The following is a 16,943-nucleotide window of genomic DNA, read 5'->3' on the forward strand; positions in this document are numbered from 1 at the left end:
CCGCGCACGCCCGCCTCGGCCAGCTTCTGCGGCAGCATGCGGCGGCCGTCGGGCTCGGTGATCCGATAGCCGTACGAGTCGACGCCGTGCGAGAGGCGCACGGCCTCGAGGCGGCCGAACGGCGAGGTCGCCGCCGAGGCGAGCACCGTGCGTTCGCCGTACGCGGGCTCCTCGCGCAGGATCTGGCGGCGGTATTCGGGCCACATCCAGCACAGCCGGTCGAACAGCGGGGCGCCGGAGGCGGGGAAGTGGCAGTGCACCGGGTGCGTGACCTGGTCCAGGGCCAGGCGGGAGAAGACGCCAGGCAGCCCGAAGCAGTGGTCCCCGTGGAAGTGGGTCACGCACAGCCGGGTAAGGTCCGTCGCCGAGACCCCGGCCAGGGTCATCTGCCGCTGCGTCCCCTCGCCCGGGTCGAAGAGGAACGCGTCCTCGTCCCAGCGCAGGAAGTAGCCGTTGTGGTTGCGCGTGCGCGTCGGCACCTGCGAGGCCGTGCCGAGGATGATCAGCTCCCGCATCCGCTCATCGTAGCCGGGCGATCCGCCGGCGGCCCGCGGATTTCCTCAGCTCACGGCCCAGAGGAACGCGAGCATGCCGCAGAGCACCGCGCCGGCGCCGAGGGCCATCCAGAAGCCGCCGTGCCTGCGGTAGGCGCGCACCGTGTTGCGCCGGTGGGTGGCCTCGAGGCCGCGCACCGCCCGGGCCAGCCGGGCGCCGAAGTCGGCGACGCCGCCGAAGTTCGTCCAGATGATCGAGCCCATCCCGATCGCGAGCAGCCCCCACCCGGTGATCAGGGCGGCCACCATCAACCGGGCGGGTTCGACGGAGAAGGCCACGACCATGGGGCTCCCCGCCTCCTCTCCTGCGCTGCCTCGGAAGCCTGGGTTGGATCACCTTTCCCGGAATCCGCCGAGGAAGCGGCGGAAGACGCCGCCCTCGCGGGTCAGCGGGGCGGCGGGCACGGGCGCGGCGGCGCTGCGGGTCGCGATCGGCTGGTCGTAGTCGGTGCGCGCGATGGCGTCGACGACCTGCGGTACGTCGAAGGTCTCCGAGCCGGGGATCTGCGGCACGAAGCCGACCAGCATTCCGTCCCGCATGACCTGGGCCTCGAGCCCGGGGGTGTCGTCGGTGTCCCAGACGGCCTCGCGGCCGTCGCCGAGCACGACCCGCACACCGATCTGGTACACGCCCTCCCGAGCGAGGTGGGCGTTGACGCCCTGCTCACGCAGCGCGTCCACCACTCTCAACGCCTTGTTCTCGTCCATACCTCAGGCTAACCCAGGCCCGCACGCGGACTGCGGAATCTCAGGCTCATCTCAGCACATTCTCCGTCAGCGGCCTGTTTTCTCAGCCGACCGGTACTCTCAGCCGAGGTGCTGCGCGATGCGCTCGAGCCGCTCGATGCGCGCCTGCACGGTCGGGTGCGTGGACAGCAGTTGCGAGCCGGCCTGCTTGTTCGTGGTGACCGGGCAGAAGGCGACGGCGTTGACGGTCGTGGCCCGGCGCAGGTCCCTGCTGGGGATCAGGCTCCTGTGATCGGAGACCTTCTGCAGCGCGGAGGAGAGCGCCGCCGGGTTGCCGGTCAGCTCGGCCGCGGCGTGGTCCGCGGCGAACTCGCGGTAGCGCGACAGCGTGCGGATCAGCAGCAACGAGATCATCCAGGTGGCCGCGGACAGCGCCGTCACCGCGAGCGCGATGACCAGGACCTGCCACAGCCCGCGCATCCGCCCGCCGTAGAACATCAACTGCGCCCCGACCCGTGCGGTGAGTCCGGCGAGCACCCCGATGAACGAGGCGACGGTCATCACGACCGCGTCGCCGTGCGCGATGTGCGAGAGCTCGTGCGCCATGACGCCCTCGAGCTCCTGCTCGTCGAGCTTCCTCAGCATTCCGCGCGTGACGCACAGCACGATGCCGCTGCGCTTGCGCCCGGCCGCGAACGCGTTGGGCACCAGGGACTCGGAGACCGCGATCGTCGGCTTCGGCATGTCGGCCAGTGCGCACAGCCGGTCGACCACCGCGTGCAGTTCCGGCTCCTGCTCGGGGGTCACTTCGTGCGCGCCGACGGCCTTGAGCGCGACCTTGTCGCTGGCCAGCAATTGGAAGGCCAGGAACGCGATGACGGCCGCGACACCGACCGGCCACCATCGGCCGAGTACGAGGATGAGTATGGCCATGGCGGCGGCATACGCGAGGACGAGCGTCCCCATGACCGTGACCATGCGGGCCGACAGCTGACGGTCCGTCCGGAACCTGGACTGGGCCATGTCCGTTCCTCCCGAGACGAGGAGTGCGCGCGTTACGCCCGCCTTATCCTCAATGTACTCCCGAGTAGCGGCGCAGGTGTAGGGACATCCAGTTCCGGTGGGTACTTGCACAGAAAGTCCACAGGATCTCGAAGCCCGCGGCCTCCAGCAGCTCGGTGAACGCCTGTCGCGAGTGGTAGACGAAGTAGCGCTCGACCGCGCCGCCTTCGACGTCCTCGGCGCCTTCGAAGTCCTGGTGCGGGTAGCGTTCCCAGCCCTCGCCGTCCCCCTCGGCGATCGAGATCACCGCGTGACCGCCGGGCTTGAGCACGCGGTGGAACTCGGCGAGCGCGGCCGGGACGGTCTCGCGCGGCAGGTGCAGCAGCACGGCGATGCACCACAGCCCGTCAAGCGCGCCGTCGCGTAGCGGGAGAACGCGCAGGTCGGCGCGGACCTGGCCGGGTACGGCGCGGGCGGTGAGCATCGCGTGCGACAGGTCGAAGCCGTGCGCGCGCAACCCCAGTCCGCGCAGCCGCACCGTGTCGTTGCCCGGGCCGCAGCCGACGTCCGCGACCAAGGCTCCGGCCGGAAGCGCGGCCGCGAATCGGGCCGCGGGCGCGGCGATCCAGGTGTTCTCCGCGCGGTCCCAGCGCTCGGCGTACCGACCGGCGATCCGGGCGTACGCGCGCTGGGTGCCGGCGACCGCGTCCGCCGTGTCCGTGTCCGCCGTGTCCAAGTCCGCGCCGGTCATCGGCTGCCGGGCCCCCACAGCGTCTCGAACAGTTGGCCGAGGACGTTCGTGCCCGAGCCGGCGCGCACGATCGTGACCTTGCCGAAGCAGGCGCGGCCGGTGATCCGGATCAGCGGGCCCTCATCGGCGTCGATCGCCGCCTCGTCCCCGGCCCGGGACCGGCCGCGGAGGTGCGCCGCCCACTTGCCGAACATCGCGCCGCCCTCGTCGACGATCCGGGCGTTCCGCGGGACGCGCAGCACGATCTTGCCGAACAGCGCGTTGACGTTGACGGTGATCTCCCGGCCGGGCAGCACGGCCTCGGACAAGTCCACGATGAGCGCGCCGAGGTTCGCGCGCAGTTCGGTGTGCCGGCCGGGCACCCAGCGTCCGCCGCGGTGCACCTTGCTCAGCGTCGCGGACACCTCCTGACGCACCGTCGACTCCGGCAGCACGGCGCCGAGTGTGCGTTCCCGCGGCAGGTCGCGGGTGATCGGCTCCAGGTCCCCGTACGTGCGGGCCGCGTACACGGCCTCCAGGCGCTCGGCGTGCTCCTCGCTGGTGAGCCGGCCGGTGGCGAGCGCTTCCCCCAGGATCACGGCGACCTCGTCCCGGTCGCGGTCGGCGGCGCGCTGCTCGAGGTCTTCCACGCCGCGTGCGGGCAGTTCTGCAGGCATGAAGCGGAGTGTATCCCCGTTTCCCAGAAAACGCGATATGTCGCGTCTATTTCCTGGCGATCCGATAGCGCAGGACCAGGAACGGCAGACCGAACACCCGGAACGCGTGCTCCGCGACCAACTCGCCGTCGCGCACGTACACCTCCAGCTGTTCGGCGAACCCGTGCACGGCGGCGGAGGTCAGCTCGCCGTTCTCCCGGTCGATGTACGTCAGGTAGTGGCCCGGCTGGTCGGACACCGAGCTCGTGCTGGTCAGGGTGAGCCCGCCGTCGTTGCGGTGCACGGGGATCAGCGTCGCGGTGAAGTTCATCTCCGGCAGCGGGAACCCCACGCGCACGTAGCCGCGCTCCTCGTGCCGGTACGTGGTGTACACGCCCACGTAGATCGGCTCCTCGTCGTCGGCGAAGGAGCGCAGCCAGCCGCGCAGCAGCGGCGCGCCGTCCTTGCCGGGCAGGATCGTGTCGATCCGGCTGTGCACGCCGCGCAGCGCCTCGCGCTGGTTCATCGGCACGTTCGCCTGCCCGAGCGGCCGGGCGAGCAGCGTGCGGTAGACGAGGTAGCCGGGCCGGACCCACGCCCGCCACGCGGGCACGATGTCGAACTTGAAGCGCGTGGTGTGCTCGTAGAACTCCCGCACCAGCGGGTGTACGAGCGACGGTTCGAACTGCGGGCCCTCGAGCTCGTCCAGCGAGCCGATGATGCCGACGTCCTGGGTGTCGCGCACGTACTCGCGGTCCAGACGCTCCGCCAGTTCCTCGACGTAGCCCATGCCGATGTACCGCGAATGGGCGGCCAGCGGTAATACGAATGGCAGCTGCTCGGGGGAGACGCGCTCGGCCAGCATGCTGATCTGCTCGTCCGGGAAGATCACGGCCGAGGCGACCCGGAAACCGGCGACCGTCGCCGCGGCCACCAGCGCCGGATTGGCCTTGCGGTCGTACGCGGCGAATCCGGCGCCGACCGCCGCGCCGAACACCGGTCCGAGCGCCACCTTCTGCGGCCGCAGCCCGACCCCGCCCGCGACCCCGCCGGCCGCCGCGCCCACCGCCACCGGCCCGGAACCGGTCAGCTTCCCGCCGATCCAGCCGGCCGGGGCCGCCAGCGCGCCGCCGGCCGCGATCCGCGCCCAGCGCGCCGGGATCTGGCCGGGCTTCTGCCGTGCCCTCGCCACCGCCTCGACCGCGCCGAGGCCGACGGCCCCGAGGGCCGCGCCCCTCGCGACGCCGCGCAGCCCGCCGCCGCTGCCGAGCGTCGCCCCGGCGATCGCGCCGATCATGCCCGCGGTCGCGATCTGCTGACGGCGCGACGGCCCCTGCTTCGGCTCGATCGTCGCGACAGGCTCTTGAGTCGGAGTGGGGGAGTGTCCCGCAGCACTGTGATCCACGGCCGCAGCGTACCGGTCGCCGGCAGTCGGCGGGTGGCCATACCCTGAGGAGGTGACCGACGCCCTGTTCTCCACCGACCGGCTCGACCGGGCCCGTACCGCCGCGGCCGCCGCCGGTCTCGACGCCCTGATCGTCACGCCCGGCGCCGACCTGCGCTATCTCACCGGATATCAGGCGCTGCCGCTGGAGCGGCTGACCTGCCTGCTGCTCCCGGTGGACGGCGACCCGGTGCTGATCGCCCCGCAACTCGAGGTCCCGGCGGCGCACGCGTCCCCGGCCGGCCGGCTCGGCATCGAGATCGCCGGGTGGCAGGAGACGCAGAACGCGTACACGTTCGCGGCCGCGCGGCTGCCGCGGGGCGTCGGCGTCGTCGGAGTGGACAACCACATGTGGGCGGAGAAGCTCGTCGGCTTCCGCGACGCGATGCCGGGCGTTCGCCAGGAGCTCGCCGGGCCGGTGCTGAGCGACCTGCGGATGCGCAAGACCCCGGCCGAGGTCGAGGCGCTGCGCCGCGCGGGGGACGCGATCGACCGCGTGCACGCCCGAATGGGTGAATGGCTGCGCGCCGGGCGGACGGAGCGTCAGGTCGGCCAGGACATCGCCGACGCGCTGCTCGCCGAGGGCCACGAGCGGGTCGACTTCGTCATCGTCGCCTCCGGCCCGAACGGCGCCAGCCCGCACGCCGAGGTCTCCGAGCGGGTCATCGAGCGCGGCGAGCCGGTCGTCGTCGACATCGGCGGCACCATGCCCGACGGCTACTGCTCCGACTCGACCCGCAACTACGTCCTCGGCGAACCGCCCGCCGAATACGCCGAGTACCACGCCGTGCTGCTCGCCGCCCAGAGCGCGCAGACCGACGCCGTGCGCCCCGGCATCACCGCCGAGCAGCTCGACGCGGTCGGCCGCGACCTGATCACCGAGGCCGGATACGGCAAGTACTTCGTGCACCGCACCGGCCACGGCATCGGCCTCGAGACCCACGAGGAGCCGTACATCGTCGGCGGGTCGAACCGGCCGCTCGAACCCGGAATGGCGTTCTCCGTCGAGCCGGGCATCTACCTTCCCGACCGGCACGGCGCGCGGATCGAGGACATCTGCGTGTGCACCGAGACCGCCGGCGACCGGCTCAACCGCACCAGCCGCGAGCTGCAGATCCTGCGCTGAGCGCCCACACGGACCGACGGCCCGTCAGGCCTGCGGCGTACGCCACTGCTCGGGCGGCCCGATCGTCGAGGCCTCGGGCCCGAAGGCGGCCTCGTACATCGGGACCAGCTCCGCCCAGCGCTGCCCGAGCGGCCACCGCTCGTCCCCGTCCAGGCAGGTCTCCATCAGGTCGAGCGCCTCGTGCCAGCCCGCGCCGTCCCTGGCCGCCTTGCCCGGCTCCTCGAGTGTGACCGCGAAGTCCATTCGCGTGCCCGGACCGCCCGCCTCCAACCGGTAGAGCAGCGTGTCCGGGCCCCACGTGTACTCAAGCACGCGCGGCGCGCGGGACTGCAGCACCGTCCCGTGCATCGCCGGGAAGACCCCGTCCGCGAACGGGAACTCCAGCGCGGCGCCGACCGACCAGCCGCCCACGATGCCGGTGGGGAACCAGGGCTCGAGCTCACCGGCATCCGTCAGCGCGGCCCACACGCGGTCCGGCGCGTGGCCGAGCTCGCGCCGAAAGCGAACCGTCCACTGCTCGCCGAAAAGGTTCAAGACCCCGTGCCGCACCACGTCCATGGCACCACTTTCACCCCTTACACCGTGCCAGGTGCGCGGTGGTGGGCCATTCGGGCAAGATCAGCTCCATGGACTTCACGTACGAGCCGCCGCCGTTCTCCCGCGCCGTGGCCGACGCCGTGCTCAGCCCGGACGAGCTCGACCCGGCGACGATCGTCTCCGGCGACCCGCGCACGGCCGGCCTCGTGCTGCACGAGCAGCCGGCGGCGGGGCCGGGCGGGCGCACGGTCGAGCGCGGCATCTGGGAGATCACCCCGGGAGTGGTCACGGACGTCGAGGCGGACGAGATGTTCGTCGTGCTCAGCGGCCGCGCCACGATCCAGATCCAGGACGGGCCGACCCTCGAGGTGGGCCCGGGGGACATGGCCGTGGTCCCGGAGGGCGCCGTGACCCGCTGGACGGTGCACGAGACGCTGCGCAAGGTCTACCAGCTCTCGTACATCCCCGAGGGCGAATAATCCTCCCGTGACCACTGAGCCGATTGAGCCTGCTGAGGAGCCGACCGGGCCGACTGAAGAGAAGCCGGACGAGAGCGTTCAGCGCGCGCACGGCGGCCTGGGCAGCTACCTGCGGCTGCTGCGCACGCCCGGCGCGAAGGGCTTCTCGGGCGCGGCCTTCGTCGCCCGCATGCCGCTGTCCATGATCGGCATCGGCAGCGTGCTGCTCATCGAGCGCGAGACCGGCAGCTACGCGATCGCCGGCACGGTCTCGGCGACGGCCGCGTTCGTGCAGTCCTTCGGCTCGCCGATCACCTCCCGGCTGATCGACCGGCACGGCCAGGACAAGGTCGCGATCCCGGCGGCCGCCGCCAGCGCCGCGTCCCTGGTCGGGCTGATCCTCGCGGTGCGCTTCCACGCCCCGAGCTGGACGTTCTACCTGTTCGCGGCGCTGGCGGGTGCGCTGATGCCCGCCATCGGCTCGATGGTGCGGGCCCGCTGGGCGCGGATCTACGCGGGCACGGCCACGCTGCACACGGCCTACGCGTTCGAATCAGTGGTCGACGAGGTCGTGTTCCTGATCGGGCCGGTGCTCGTCACGTTCCTGACGACCTCCGTGGCGCCGTCCAGCGGCCTGAGCGCCGTCGCCGCCTTCCTGGCCCTCGGAACCCTGGCGCTGTGCCTGCAGCGCGGCACGCAGCCCGATCCGGCGCCGGATCGGGGGCGGCAGGGCTTCGGCGCGATCGCGGTGCCGGTCGTCAGGGTGCTGCTGCTGGTGTTCATCGGCACCGGCACGCTGTTCGGATCGGTCGAGGTGATCACCGTCGCGTTCGCGCAGGAGCACGGCCACGAGTCGTCCGCCGGGCTGCTGCTGGCGGTCTACGCGCTGGGCTCGATGATCGCGGGCATCGGCTTCGGCGCGATCCACGTGCCGATGCCGCTGCCGCGCAAGCTGCTGATTCTGCTCTCGACGATGGCCGTCACCGCCGCCCTGCTGCCGCTTGCCGACACGCTCTGGCTTCTCCCGGTCTTCCTGCTTCTCGCCGGGTTCACGATCGCCCCGACGCTGATCACCGCGTTCGCGCTGCTCGAGGACCTCGTCCCGGCGGAGCTGCTGACCGAGGGACTGACCGTGGGCACGACCGGCCTGGCCCTCGGCGTGACCCTGGGCTCGTCGGTCGGCGGCCCGTTGATCGACGACGTCGGCGCCCAGCACGCGTATCTGCTGAGCACCGGGGGAGCGGTCGCCGCGTTCGTGCTCGCGGTTCTGCTGCGCCGCGGTCTGCGCGGGGTCGACGTCGACCGTGGCGTGGATTGTCGGAACCCGGTGTCATGATGCCGGAATGGACGATCACGGCGTGACGATCGGGGCGGACGGCCTGGCCCGCTGCCCCTGGGCGGGCTCCGATCCGCTCTACCTCGAGTACCACGACACGGAGTGGGGCAGGCCGCTGCGCGGCGAGAACGAGCTCTTCGAACGCGTCTGCCTCGAGGCGTTCCAGTCCGGCCTGGCCTGGATCACGATCCTGCGCAAGCGGGAGAACTTCCGCGCGGCCTTCGCGGGCTTCGAGATCGCGAAGGTGGCCGAGTTCGGCGACGCGGACGTGGCCCGGCTGCTGGCGGACGAGGGCGTCGTGCGCAACCGCGCGAAGGTGCACGCCGCGGTGGCCAACGCGAAGGCCGCGCGCGAGCTGGACGGCGGCCTCACGGAGCTGATCTGGTCGTACGCCCCGGCCAAGCAGCCGCGCCCGCGCAGCACGAAGGAGATCCCGGCCACCATCCCCGAGTCCGCCGCACTGGCGAAGGGGCTGAAGAAGGCGGGGTTCGTGTTCGTGGGCCCGACGACGGCGTACGCGCTGATGCAGGCATGCGGTTTGGTCAACGACCATCTCGTCGCGTGCCATGCCAGAAACAAAGATAACAGGCCCTAAAACATAGAGCGGTCTCAATGGTCGATGATCAAGCTCTAACCCATACGTTTCAAACAACAAAGGCCTACGACTCAACACGGGGCGCGGGTCGTCCGGATCGATGAACGGGAGGTGCTGGTCGGTGGCCAGTCATTGGTGGAGCGTCGTGGTGGATTGCGCGGACCCGAAGGCACAGGCGTACTGGTGGGCGGAGGCGCTGGGTTACTCGGTGGTCTTCGAAGCGCCGGACGAGGTCGCCATCGCCGGGGGCACGGAGGAGGATCCGAAGTTGCCCGGGCTGTGCTTCGTGCCGGTGCCCGAGGGCAAGGCGGTGAAGAACCGGCTGCACATCGACCTGAACCCCGACGATCAGGACGCTGAGGTGGCGCGGCTCGAGGCCCTCGGCGCCCGCCGGGTGGACGTCGGGCAGAAGGGTGCGCGCTGGGTCGTGCTGGCCGATCCGGAGGGCAACGAGTTCTGTGTGCTGACGCCCCGTCCGCAGCCGTAGCGGGTCGACACGTCGGACGTGTTTCAGCGGGCTCGGGCGGTCCAGAGCAGGAAGGGGGCCGCTCCGTGGGCGGGGGCGTGCAGGGGTTCGGGGGAAGTCGGGTCGAGGCCGAAGCCGGCGCGTTCGATGAGGTCGGCGAGCAGGGCCGGCGGGTGGTGGTACGCGGTGGTGCGCAGGCGGGTGTCGTCGGTGAGGGTGTAGTCGACGGGATAGGGCTCGCCGGGCTCCAGCTGCGCGTCCGCGCGGTCTGGGTGGCCGTAGCGGAGGGTCTGGAAGTCGCGGCCGTGCTCGCCGGGTTCGACGAGCGCCAGCGGTGCGTGCGGGCGCAGCACGCGGCGGGCCTCGGTGAGCAGGGCGAGGATGTCGGCGGGGTGCCGGATGTGGCAGAACAGCAGATGCGCGAGGGCTCCGGTGCATTGGCAGCCGCGCAGCGGGAGACTACCGTCGCGAGCGGGGAGGATGCGGCGGATCCAGGCGTCGCGGATGTTTTGCTCGCCGTGGCGGTGGATCGCGGGAGAGATGTCGAGGGCGTAGGTGGCGGTCCAATGGTGTTCGGCGAGGTGGTGGGCGTAGTGGCCGGGGCCGCTGCCGAGTTCCAGGATGGTGGCGTCGGGTCGGCCGAGTCCGCGGCGCGGGCGGGGGTTGGTGAGCAGCTCGGTCAGCCGGGGCCACGCGGTGGTGCGGTCGAGGCCGTCGCGTCGGGTGGCGTAGGCCGCGGCGATCCGCGGGTCGGTCCAGCGGGTGGGTGGCAGCGCGTCAGTGTTGGAGGCTGCGGGGTGCAGCGCGTCGGCGCGGTCGGAGCGCGTAGGTGGCGGGGCGTGAGTGCTGCAGGCCGCGGAGCGCGGATCGGTGCAGTGGCAGGACGTGGGTGGCATGGCGGCGGAGCCGGAGTCGGAGGCCGTGGGGCGCGGGTCGGTGCATCGGCAAGGGGTGTTCTGCAGGGCGTCGGTGCTGCCCGGGGCGATGTGCGGGTCGGCACCATCGCGGGGAGTGTGGGCGGTGGGTCGCATGGGGGTAGTGCAGCAGGCTACGGGGTGAGGTGGGCCCTGTCCGGATCGTGTCGCCTGGTTGCCACTCGATCGAGCGGACCCCGTATTCTTCCTTACCGTCGCGTCCGCGAAGGGGCGGCGGGCTGGTTCGGTACGTTGAGGAGAGGCGAAGCGTGTTCTACGCGGTGCTGAAGGTCCTGGTGACGCGGTTGACCCTGGCGATCTGGCGGCCGCAGGTGGAGGGACTGGAGAACCTGCCGAAGTCCGGTCCGGTGATCGTGGCGTCGAACCATCTGTCGTTCATCGACTCGATTCTGATCCCGATGATCTGCCCGCGGCGGGTGGCGTTCCTGGCGAAGGAGGAGTACTGGACGACGCCGGGGCTCAAGGGGCGGTTCATGAAGGGGTTCTTCACCGGGATCGGGGCGGTGCCGGTGCGGCGGGGGGATCTCAAGGCGGCGCAGGCGTCGCTGGACACGGCGTATGACGTGCTGTCCTCGGGGGTGGCGTTCGGGATCTATCCGGAGGGGACGCGGTCGCGGGACGGGCGGCTGTACCGGGCGCGGGTCGGGGTGGGCTGGTTGGCGCTGAAGTCGAAGGCGCCGATCGTGCCGGTGGGTGTGATCGGGACGAACGTGGTGCTTCCGGTGGGGGCGAAGGTGCCGCGGCTGCGGAAGATCGTGGTGCGGTTCGGGGAGCCGCTCGTGGCGTCGGAGGTGGGTTTCCCGGGCGAGGCGGTGGCGGAGAACTCGCGGGCGCGCCGTGCGGTGGCCGACGCGGTTCTCGTGGAGATCGGGAAGCTGTCGGGGCAGGACTACACGGGGGTCTACAACGAGCGTCCCGCGGAGGCGTAAGCGGCCCGGAGCGAGCCTCGCACGGCAGAAGCACGAGGGGCCGCGGACGACATCCTGTGTCGTTCGCGGCCCCTGATCCTGTTGTCTCAGGACGTGTGCCGGTCGGGGGTGAGGTGGGTGGCGTCGTTGGCCTGGGTGAGCCGGAGCCTGGGGGGCGCGGCGGCGGGGTCGAGGTCCCAGCGGGTGACGGCGCAGTTGGTGACGGCGCCGTGCCGGGTCCAGAGGTCGAGGAACGCGGCTTCGTCGAGGGGGTCGAGGATCATCCGGAGCATCAGGACGACGGCGTCGTGCGCGACGATGAGCAGGTGGCGTCCGGCGGCGGCGGGCAGGGTCTGGCCGAGGACGGCGCGGATGCGCTGTTGGACGTCAGGGAAGTTCTCGCCGCAGGGGGGCCGGAAGTAGTAGTGGCCGACGTGTTCGCGGCGGGCGATGTCCTCGGGGTATTTGCGGCGCAGGGCGGCTTCGGTGAGCATTTCCCAGGCGCCGGTCTCCCGGTCCCTGAGGCGTTCGTCGTAGTGGACGGGGATCCGGGAGGGGTGCGGGGCGCCGTGTTCGTGGGCGGCGGCGAGGGCGATGCCGAGGGTGTCGCGGGCGCGCAGGTACGGGGAGCAGTAGACGTATTGCGGGGGTTGCGCGGCGAGGCGTCGGCCGAGGTCGGCGGCTTGGGCGCGGCCGAGGTCGGTGAGCGGGAGGTCGGCGTCGCGTTCGGTGATGGGCACGGTGAGCGCGCCGGTGGCGTTGGCCTCGGCGAAGGCGGCGTTGGCGGTGGACTGGCCGTGGCGTACGGCGGTGAGGGCCGTGGGGAGGGTTGCTTCGGGGATGGTCGGCACGCTCGTCCCCTTCTCGACGGTGTCGGCGCCTTTTGTTCGGCAGTGTCCTCGAGTGTCGGATCTGTCGCAGACTTCTACTTTACCGGCGGTTTTGCAGCTGCGGAGCGGCGTGGTGGCGCGCAGGGGGGCGCCCTTTCGGCCGCCCGGCGCGCCCCGGATGCATGTGCAGCTACGGGTGCACGGAGTCTACGAGGTGGGCGATGGTGGAGTCTAGGGAGTTGATCTGGGTGGCGAGGGTGGTGGAGGCCAGGTAGAAGCCGAAGAACGCGGCGATGATGGCGTGTGAGATCTTCATGCCGCCCTTGCGGACGAGCAGGATCATCAGGACTCCGAAGAGCAGGACTACCGGGAGGGAGAGGGTCAACGTCGTGCTTCTTCCCGTGCGGGAGTATTTGTTCTTAGATTCCCCCCTTTTGTCGCTGTGTGCATGATCACAGTCGCCCATTCGGCTTATGGCAGACCGTGGCGTACGGGTGGCGCGGGTGCGCGGGCTCAGCCGAGGGCGGCGGCGACGAGGTGGGCGGGGTCGCGGTCGAGGCGCCGGGCGGAGCGCTGGTAGCGGCGGGTGGTGCGGGGGTCGGCGTGGCCCATCGCGTCCTGGAGGTCGTCGAGGTCTGCGCCGCGTTCGGTGGCGAGGGTGGCGAAGGTGTGTCGGAGCGAGTGCGGGGTGATCGAGTCGGGGTGCGGCAGGTCGGCTTCGCGGGCGAGTCGGCGTACGAGCTTGAACAGGTGGGTGCGGTCGACGGGGCGGCCGGAGTCGGTGGTGAACAACGGCCGCGGGCCTGGCGCGGGGATCTCTGTCAGCTCCGGCGTCGGCTGCGCCGGCACCGTCGTGTGCACGGTGGCCGTCTCGGTCGGCGTGTGCCGCGCGGCGTCTCTGGCGGCGAGGTAGCGGTCGAGGGCTTCGCCGGCGGAGGGCGGTAGGGCGCGTACGACGCGTTTGCCGCCCTTGCCGTGGATGGTGACGGTGCGTTGGCCGCCGGTGGTGCCGAGCGAGTCGGTGGTCAGGGCGCAGACCTCGGTGACGCGGATGCCGAGTTGCAGCATGAGGCGGATCATCGCGGCGTCGCGCAGGCCGGTGACGCCGCGGTGGTTCTCGGCGGCGCGGATGAGGCGTTTGGCGGAGGGTTCGTCGAGGAAGGCGGTGGCGCTGTAGTCGCGGTCGACGCGGGGGCGTTCGGCGGCGCTGAAGGGGTTGCGTTCGTGCAGGTCGCAGGCGACGAGGTAGCGGTACCAGGAGGAGACCGCGGCCATTCGGCGGGCGGCCGAGGTGGCGCTGAGGCGGGGTCCGGCGGGATCCTGGAGCCAGGCGCCGAACAGGTCGGCGTCGGGTTTGCGGGCGAGCAGCGGGTGTTGTCCGCGCCGGTCGCAGAAGGCGGCCCAGGATTGCAGGTCGCGGCGGTAGGCGTCGCGGGTGGTCGGTTTCTTCGCGGCGAGCCAGGCCGTGGTCGCTTCGGCGAGCCGGTCGGTTGCGACCGGGTCGTACGGTGCGGGTACGGTGGCTTTGGTTGGCTGAAGATCCGTCACGGGCGCATCGTAGTGCTGAATCGTAGTGCTGATCGGCGGTTTCGAGGGGTTGGGGGCTGTTATGTGTTGGAGTCCTTCGGCGGATGCGGTTGCGGGTGGCGTGATCGGGGCTCTGGGGGTGGTGACGCTGGTGGGTGCGCGGCGTGGCCGGGATCGGGTGTTGGGTGTGTTGCCGCTGGTCCTGGGGGCGCATCAGTTGGTGGAGTCGGTGGTGTGGCTTGATACGCAGGGCCGGGTGTCGGCGGGTGTGGGGCGCGCGGCGGTGACGGCGTGGGCGGTGATCGCGTTCGTGGTGTTGCCTACGCTGGTGCCGCTCGGGGTGCTGGTGTCGGCGTGGCCGCGGGTGCGGGCTCGGTGGCGGCTGGCGGCGCTTCTGGCGGTCGGGGCGGCGGTCTCGGTGTCGCTGGGTTGGGATGTGGCCGCGCACGGGGTGACGGCGACGGCGCACGGCCATGTGCTGGACTACGGGCTCGGTATCAATGCGAGCGGGCTGCTGATCGCGGGCTACCTGGTGGCGACGCTCGGCGCGCCGTTGTCGAGTCCGGACCGGTTCATCCGCTGCTTCGGGATCGCCGCGTTCGTCGGTGCCGTGGGGTGCACGGTGGCGTGGCGGGTGGAGTTCGCCTCGACGTGGTGCGCGTACGCCGCGGTGCTCAGTGTGATTCTGCTGGTGTGGGTGCGTAGGCCGGATGCCGAGGGTTCGTCGGGGTTGGCGGGCCGCCGGCCCGCCGATGCTCACGCCGGGTAGTACTCGAGGTCGGGGCCGGCGTTCTCGGCGGCCTGGTCCTGCTGGGCGCGGGTCCACATTGCGTTGAATCCGCCCATGGCCTCGATGGTGTCGTTCATCAGGGCCGGGCTTATGCCGAGTTCGCGGGCGAGCTTGATGAGGTTCGGCTGGATGCGCGCGGAGGCCGAGGCGGTCATCGCCCGGTTGATGCGGTTGACGAGCTGTTCGTCCTGGACGCGGATCGGCGGCGGCGCGGGTGCGGGCTGCTGGACGGGCGCGGGGGGTTCGGGTTCGTATTCCGGCTCGGGCTCGTAGGCGTACGTACTGTACGTCGGCTCGGGCTCGGGTTCCGGCTCGGGGAGCGGCGGGGCGACGAAGGTGATCGCGTGTCCGTTGGCCGAGTTGCCGTTGGTCGGCGCGGGCTGGCGGGCCGCGGGGATGTGGTACGCGGCGGCGCCGTTGGCGGCGTCGAGGACGTGCACGGGCTGCGGGGGCAGGTGCAGCGGGAGCTCGTCCTGACGGGGGGCGAACTCCGGCTGCGGTTCGGGTATAGGCGCCGTCGTGGTCGTCGTCGGCCGCGCGGGCTCGGGCTGCGGGTCGGCGTTCGGCGCGGACGGGGCGGCCGCCGGGGCCCGGCGGGCGGCGTGGCTGCCCGTCCTACCCGCCGTCCTGGCCGCCGGTGCCGGTGCGGCCGCGGGAGCGCCGTCTCCAGCGCCTGCGCCGTCCCCGGTGGCGTCGGCGAGGATGTGCTGCATCTGGCGGGCGCGCTCGCGGTCGATGACGGCGTCGTCGCCGCCGAGGCGGGCGAGGACGTCGAGGATGGCCTGGCGGCCGAGGTGGCTGTAGAGGGCGCGCGGGTCGGCCTGCATGCGGGCCTGTTCCATGAGCCTGGCGTGTGCGCGGTCGCGGCGGCGGCCGGCGTGGCGGCGGGTGAGCCAGCCGGCGCGCTGGGACTTGTTGTCGGCGCGGACGAAGCGGTCGATGCGGCGGTTGGCGTCCTCGGTCTCCAGGTCGGCGCCGAGGGCGGTGGCCAGGCCGAGGCGGATGGCGATGCGCTTGACGGAGAACAGCCAGCGGACCGCGGACTCGGCGGTGCCCTGTTTGACCTTCTGGGCGCGGCGTTCCGGGACCATGCTGCGTTCCCAGAGCCAGGCGGCGACGAGCGGGGCGCCGAGCCGGACGAGGGCTTCCTGTATGGAGGAGGCCTCGGACGCGGACATGAGCCCTGATGCGCAGGTCAGTACCCAGACGGCGAGTCCGTCGGCGCCGGCGTTGCCGTCGCGGGCGACGTTGGCGCGGGCGCGCAGCGCGGAGGCCAGGACGCTGATCTCCATGAACGCGAACAGGACGGCCTGGATCCAGGTCGGCAGGTGCATGGTGCGGCTGAAGAAGTGCCACATGCCGGTCGCGGCGACGGAGGAGGCCATGGCCGCGGCGACGACGGTGAGGGTGTCGGCGGCCTTCTTTCCGCGCAGCGCGGCCCGCGATCCGCGCCACAGCAGCAGGCCGACGGCGAGTACTGCGATGACGGCGGCGAGGATCGTGAGTGACTGGGCGAGGGGCCCGGCCTTGTCGAACCAGGTACGCAGTCCGGTGGTCACGCGTGGGTCTCCTCGTCGGGGCGGCGCGGCGGGAGTGGCATCGTGGGTGCGAGGATACCGGTCCGGGGGCGCGCCGTGGGGCGGTTGCGATTTTCTAGCGTACAAATGTTCGTGCGCGTAGTCTCCTGCCCATGGCGAAGATCTTCGATGATTTTCTGGCGGCGTCCGATGCCGCGATCGGGTTGTTGGAATCGGCCGAGGTGACGGGCCGTTGGGCGGAGCCGAGCGCGTGCGAGGGGCTCACGGTCGGCGGGTTGGCGGCGCACCTGGGCTGGCAGGTGCAGTCGGCGCGCTGGGCGGTGGAGTCCGAGCGCCCGGCGGCGGGGGTGGAGGTGACGGCGCTGTACGCGCACTACGAGCAGGCGGCGTGGATCGGCGCGGATTTGGATGCGCCGGTGAACGCGGGGATCCGGGACGGCAGCGAGAAGCGCGCGGAAGCCGGTGCGGCCGAGGTGCAGCGGTTGACGCGGGAGGCGCGGGCGTTCCTGGCGGAGCGGTTCGCGTCTCTTTCGCCGGAGGAGGTGATCGCGATGCCGTGGATCGAGGGGCGTGCGATGGCGGCCGGCGACGTGCTGGCCACGCGCGTGCTGGAACTGCTGATCCACACCGACGATCTCGCGGTGAGCGTCGGCGTGGAGACGCCGCCGGCGCCGGAGACGGCGTATGCGCGGGTGATCGGGCTGCTGGCGCCGCTGGCCGTGCGCCGGCACGGCCCGATCCCGGTGCTGCGCGCCCTCTCGCGTGCCGAGCGGGCCCCGGGGACCGTCTCCGCGTTCTGATCCAGTCCGCTTCCAGTCCGGCTT

At 71.8% G+C, this 16,943-nt stretch carries 21 protein-coding genes; 8 read left to right on the forward strand and 13 right to left on the reverse strand.

The window, feature by feature from the left end; all coding sequences use genetic code 11:
• The 7 genes from VG296_RS19120 to VG296_RS19150 all read right to left on the reverse strand — a co-directional run.
• The coding region (locus VG296_RS19120; protein ID WP_325567441.1) for an MBL fold metallo-hydrolase at positions 1-515 on the reverse strand (515 nt) is incomplete at its 3' end.
• Between the two features lie 45 nt (positions 516-560).
• On the reverse strand, positions 561-839 hold the full coding sequence (locus VG296_RS19125; protein ID WP_325567442.1) for a hypothetical protein: 279 nt from the start codon (positions 837-839) through the stop codon (positions 561-563).
• Between the two features lie 48 nt (positions 840-887).
• Entirely contained in the window at positions 888-1,262 is a 375-nt protein-coding gene (locus VG296_RS19130; RefSeq protein WP_325567444.1) for a hypothetical protein, read from the reverse strand.
• Between the two features lie 99 nt (positions 1,263-1,361).
• Positions 1,362-2,264, reverse strand: a complete 903-nt coding sequence (locus VG296_RS19135) for a M48 family metalloprotease (RefSeq protein ID WP_325567446.1) — start codon at positions 2,262-2,264, stop codon at positions 1,362-1,364.
• Between the two features lie 49 nt (positions 2,265-2,313).
• Positions 2,314-2,994 carry a class I SAM-dependent methyltransferase gene (locus tag VG296_RS19140; protein ID WP_325567448.1) on the reverse strand — a complete coding sequence of 227 codons (681 nt, stop codon included), beginning with the start codon at positions 2,992-2,994 and terminating at the stop codon, positions 2,314-2,316.
• Positions 2,991-3,650 (reverse strand): DUF1707 SHOCT-like domain-containing protein, encoded by a 660-nt coding sequence (locus tag VG296_RS19145; RefSeq protein WP_325567450.1) that lies wholly within the window; start codon positions 3,648-3,650, stop codon positions 2,991-2,993. The genes VG296_RS19140 and VG296_RS19145 overlap by 4 nt, the downstream gene beginning before the upstream one ends.
• Before the next feature lie 46 nt (positions 3,651-3,696).
• Complete coding sequence (locus VG296_RS19150; protein WP_349259620.1) at positions 3,697-4,926, reverse strand: hypothetical protein; 1,230 nt, start codon at positions 4,924-4,926, stop codon at positions 3,697-3,699.
• Between the two features lie 160 nt (positions 4,927-5,086).
• On the opposite strand from VG296_RS19150, the gene VG296_RS19155 reads away from it, so the two are divergent.
• Positions 5,087-6,199 (forward strand): Xaa-Pro peptidase family protein, encoded by a 1,113-nt coding sequence (locus VG296_RS19155; RefSeq protein ID WP_325567453.1) that lies wholly within the window; start codon positions 5,087-5,089, stop codon positions 6,197-6,199.
• A 24-nt stretch (positions 6,200-6,223) separates the two neighbouring features.
• Here the strand turns inward: VG296_RS19155 and VG296_RS19160 are convergent, their stop codons facing one another.
• Complete coding sequence (locus VG296_RS19160; protein ID WP_325567455.1) at positions 6,224-6,757, reverse strand: SRPBCC domain-containing protein; 534 nt, start codon at positions 6,755-6,757, stop codon at positions 6,224-6,226.
• A gap of 68 nt (positions 6,758-6,825) precedes the next feature.
• Here VG296_RS19160 and VG296_RS19165 point away from each other — a divergent pair, with 68 nt between their 5' ends.
• From VG296_RS19165 to VG296_RS19180, 4 genes are all read left to right on the forward strand, one after another.
• The gene (locus VG296_RS19165) at positions 6,826-7,215 is read left to right on the forward strand and encodes a cupin domain-containing protein (protein ID WP_325567457.1); all 390 of its coding nucleotides are present in this window, start codon (positions 6,826-6,828) and stop codon (positions 7,213-7,215) included.
• A gap of 7 nt (positions 7,216-7,222) precedes the next feature.
• Positions 7,223-8,530 carry an MFS transporter gene (locus VG296_RS19170; RefSeq protein ID WP_325567459.1) on the forward strand — a complete coding sequence of 436 codons (1,308 nt, stop codon included), beginning with the start codon at positions 7,223-7,225 and terminating at the stop codon, positions 8,528-8,530.
• 7 nt (positions 8,531-8,537) lie between these two features.
• Positions 8,538-9,125 carry a DNA-3-methyladenine glycosylase I gene (locus tag VG296_RS19175; protein WP_325567461.1) on the forward strand — a complete coding sequence of 196 codons (588 nt, stop codon included), beginning with the start codon at positions 8,538-8,540 and terminating at the stop codon, positions 9,123-9,125.
• A 121-nt stretch (positions 9,126-9,246) separates the two neighbouring features.
• The gene (locus VG296_RS19180; protein ID WP_325567463.1) at positions 9,247-9,612 is read left to right on the forward strand and encodes a VOC family protein; all 366 of its coding nucleotides are present in this window, start codon (positions 9,247-9,249) and stop codon (positions 9,610-9,612) included.
• A gap of 23 nt (positions 9,613-9,635) precedes the next feature.
• Here the strand turns inward: VG296_RS19180 and VG296_RS19185 are convergent, their stop codons facing one another.
• Positions 9,636-10,622 (reverse strand): class I SAM-dependent methyltransferase, encoded by a 987-nt coding sequence (locus VG296_RS19185; protein ID WP_325567465.1) that lies wholly within the window; start codon positions 10,620-10,622, stop codon positions 9,636-9,638.
• 152 nt (positions 10,623-10,774) lie between these two features.
• Here VG296_RS19185 and VG296_RS19190 point away from each other — a divergent pair, with 152 nt between their 5' ends.
• Positions 10,775-11,455 carry a lysophospholipid acyltransferase family protein gene (locus VG296_RS19190; protein WP_325567467.1) on the forward strand — a complete coding sequence of 227 codons (681 nt, stop codon included), beginning with the start codon at positions 10,775-10,777 and terminating at the stop codon, positions 11,453-11,455.
• Positions 11,456-11,541: 86 nt separating this feature from the next.
• Here the strand turns inward: VG296_RS19190 and VG296_RS19195 are convergent, their stop codons facing one another.
• The 3 genes from VG296_RS19195 to VG296_RS19205 form a co-directional block, all read right to left on the reverse strand.
• Positions 11,542-12,285 carry a histidine phosphatase family protein gene (locus VG296_RS19195; RefSeq protein ID WP_325567469.1) on the reverse strand — a complete coding sequence of 248 codons (744 nt, stop codon included), beginning with the start codon at positions 12,283-12,285 and terminating at the stop codon, positions 11,542-11,544.
• A 169-nt stretch (positions 12,286-12,454) separates the two neighbouring features.
• Entirely contained in the window at positions 12,455-12,649 is a 195-nt protein-coding gene (locus tag VG296_RS19200; protein ID WP_325567471.1) for a hypothetical protein, read from the reverse strand.
• A 128-nt stretch (positions 12,650-12,777) separates the two neighbouring features.
• The gene (locus VG296_RS19205) at positions 12,778-13,812 is read right to left on the reverse strand and encodes a tyrosine-type recombinase/integrase (RefSeq protein ID WP_325567473.1); all 1,035 of its coding nucleotides are present in this window, start codon (positions 13,810-13,812) and stop codon (positions 12,778-12,780) included.
• A 61-nt stretch (positions 13,813-13,873) separates the two neighbouring features.
• On the opposite strand from VG296_RS19205, the gene VG296_RS19210 reads away from it, so the two are divergent.
• A complete protein-coding gene (locus VG296_RS19210) occupies positions 13,874-14,560 on the forward strand; it encodes a DUF6629 family protein (RefSeq protein ID WP_325567513.1) in 687 nt (228 codons plus the stop codon).
• On the opposite strand, the gene VG296_RS19215 is transcribed toward VG296_RS19210, so the two are convergent.
• Positions 14,548-16,140: a hypothetical protein gene (locus tag VG296_RS19215; RefSeq protein ID WP_325567475.1), complete on the reverse strand. Its 1,593-nt coding sequence runs from the start codon at positions 16,138-16,140 to the stop codon at positions 14,548-14,550. The genes VG296_RS19210 and VG296_RS19215 overlap by 13 nt on opposite strands.
• Positions 16,141-16,271: 131 nt before the next feature.
• Here VG296_RS19215 and VG296_RS19220 point away from each other — a divergent pair, with 131 nt between their 5' ends.
• The gene (locus VG296_RS19220; RefSeq protein WP_325567476.1) at positions 16,272-16,919 is read left to right on the forward strand and encodes a maleylpyruvate isomerase N-terminal domain-containing protein; all 648 of its coding nucleotides are present in this window, start codon (positions 16,272-16,274) and stop codon (positions 16,917-16,919) included.
• Positions 16,920-16,943 lie beyond the last annotated feature (24 nt).

The organism is Actinospica sp. (genome assembly GCF_035552695.1).
In the GTDB taxonomy this organism is placed as follows: Bacteria; Actinomycetota; Actinomycetes; order Streptomycetales; family Catenulisporaceae; genus Actinospica.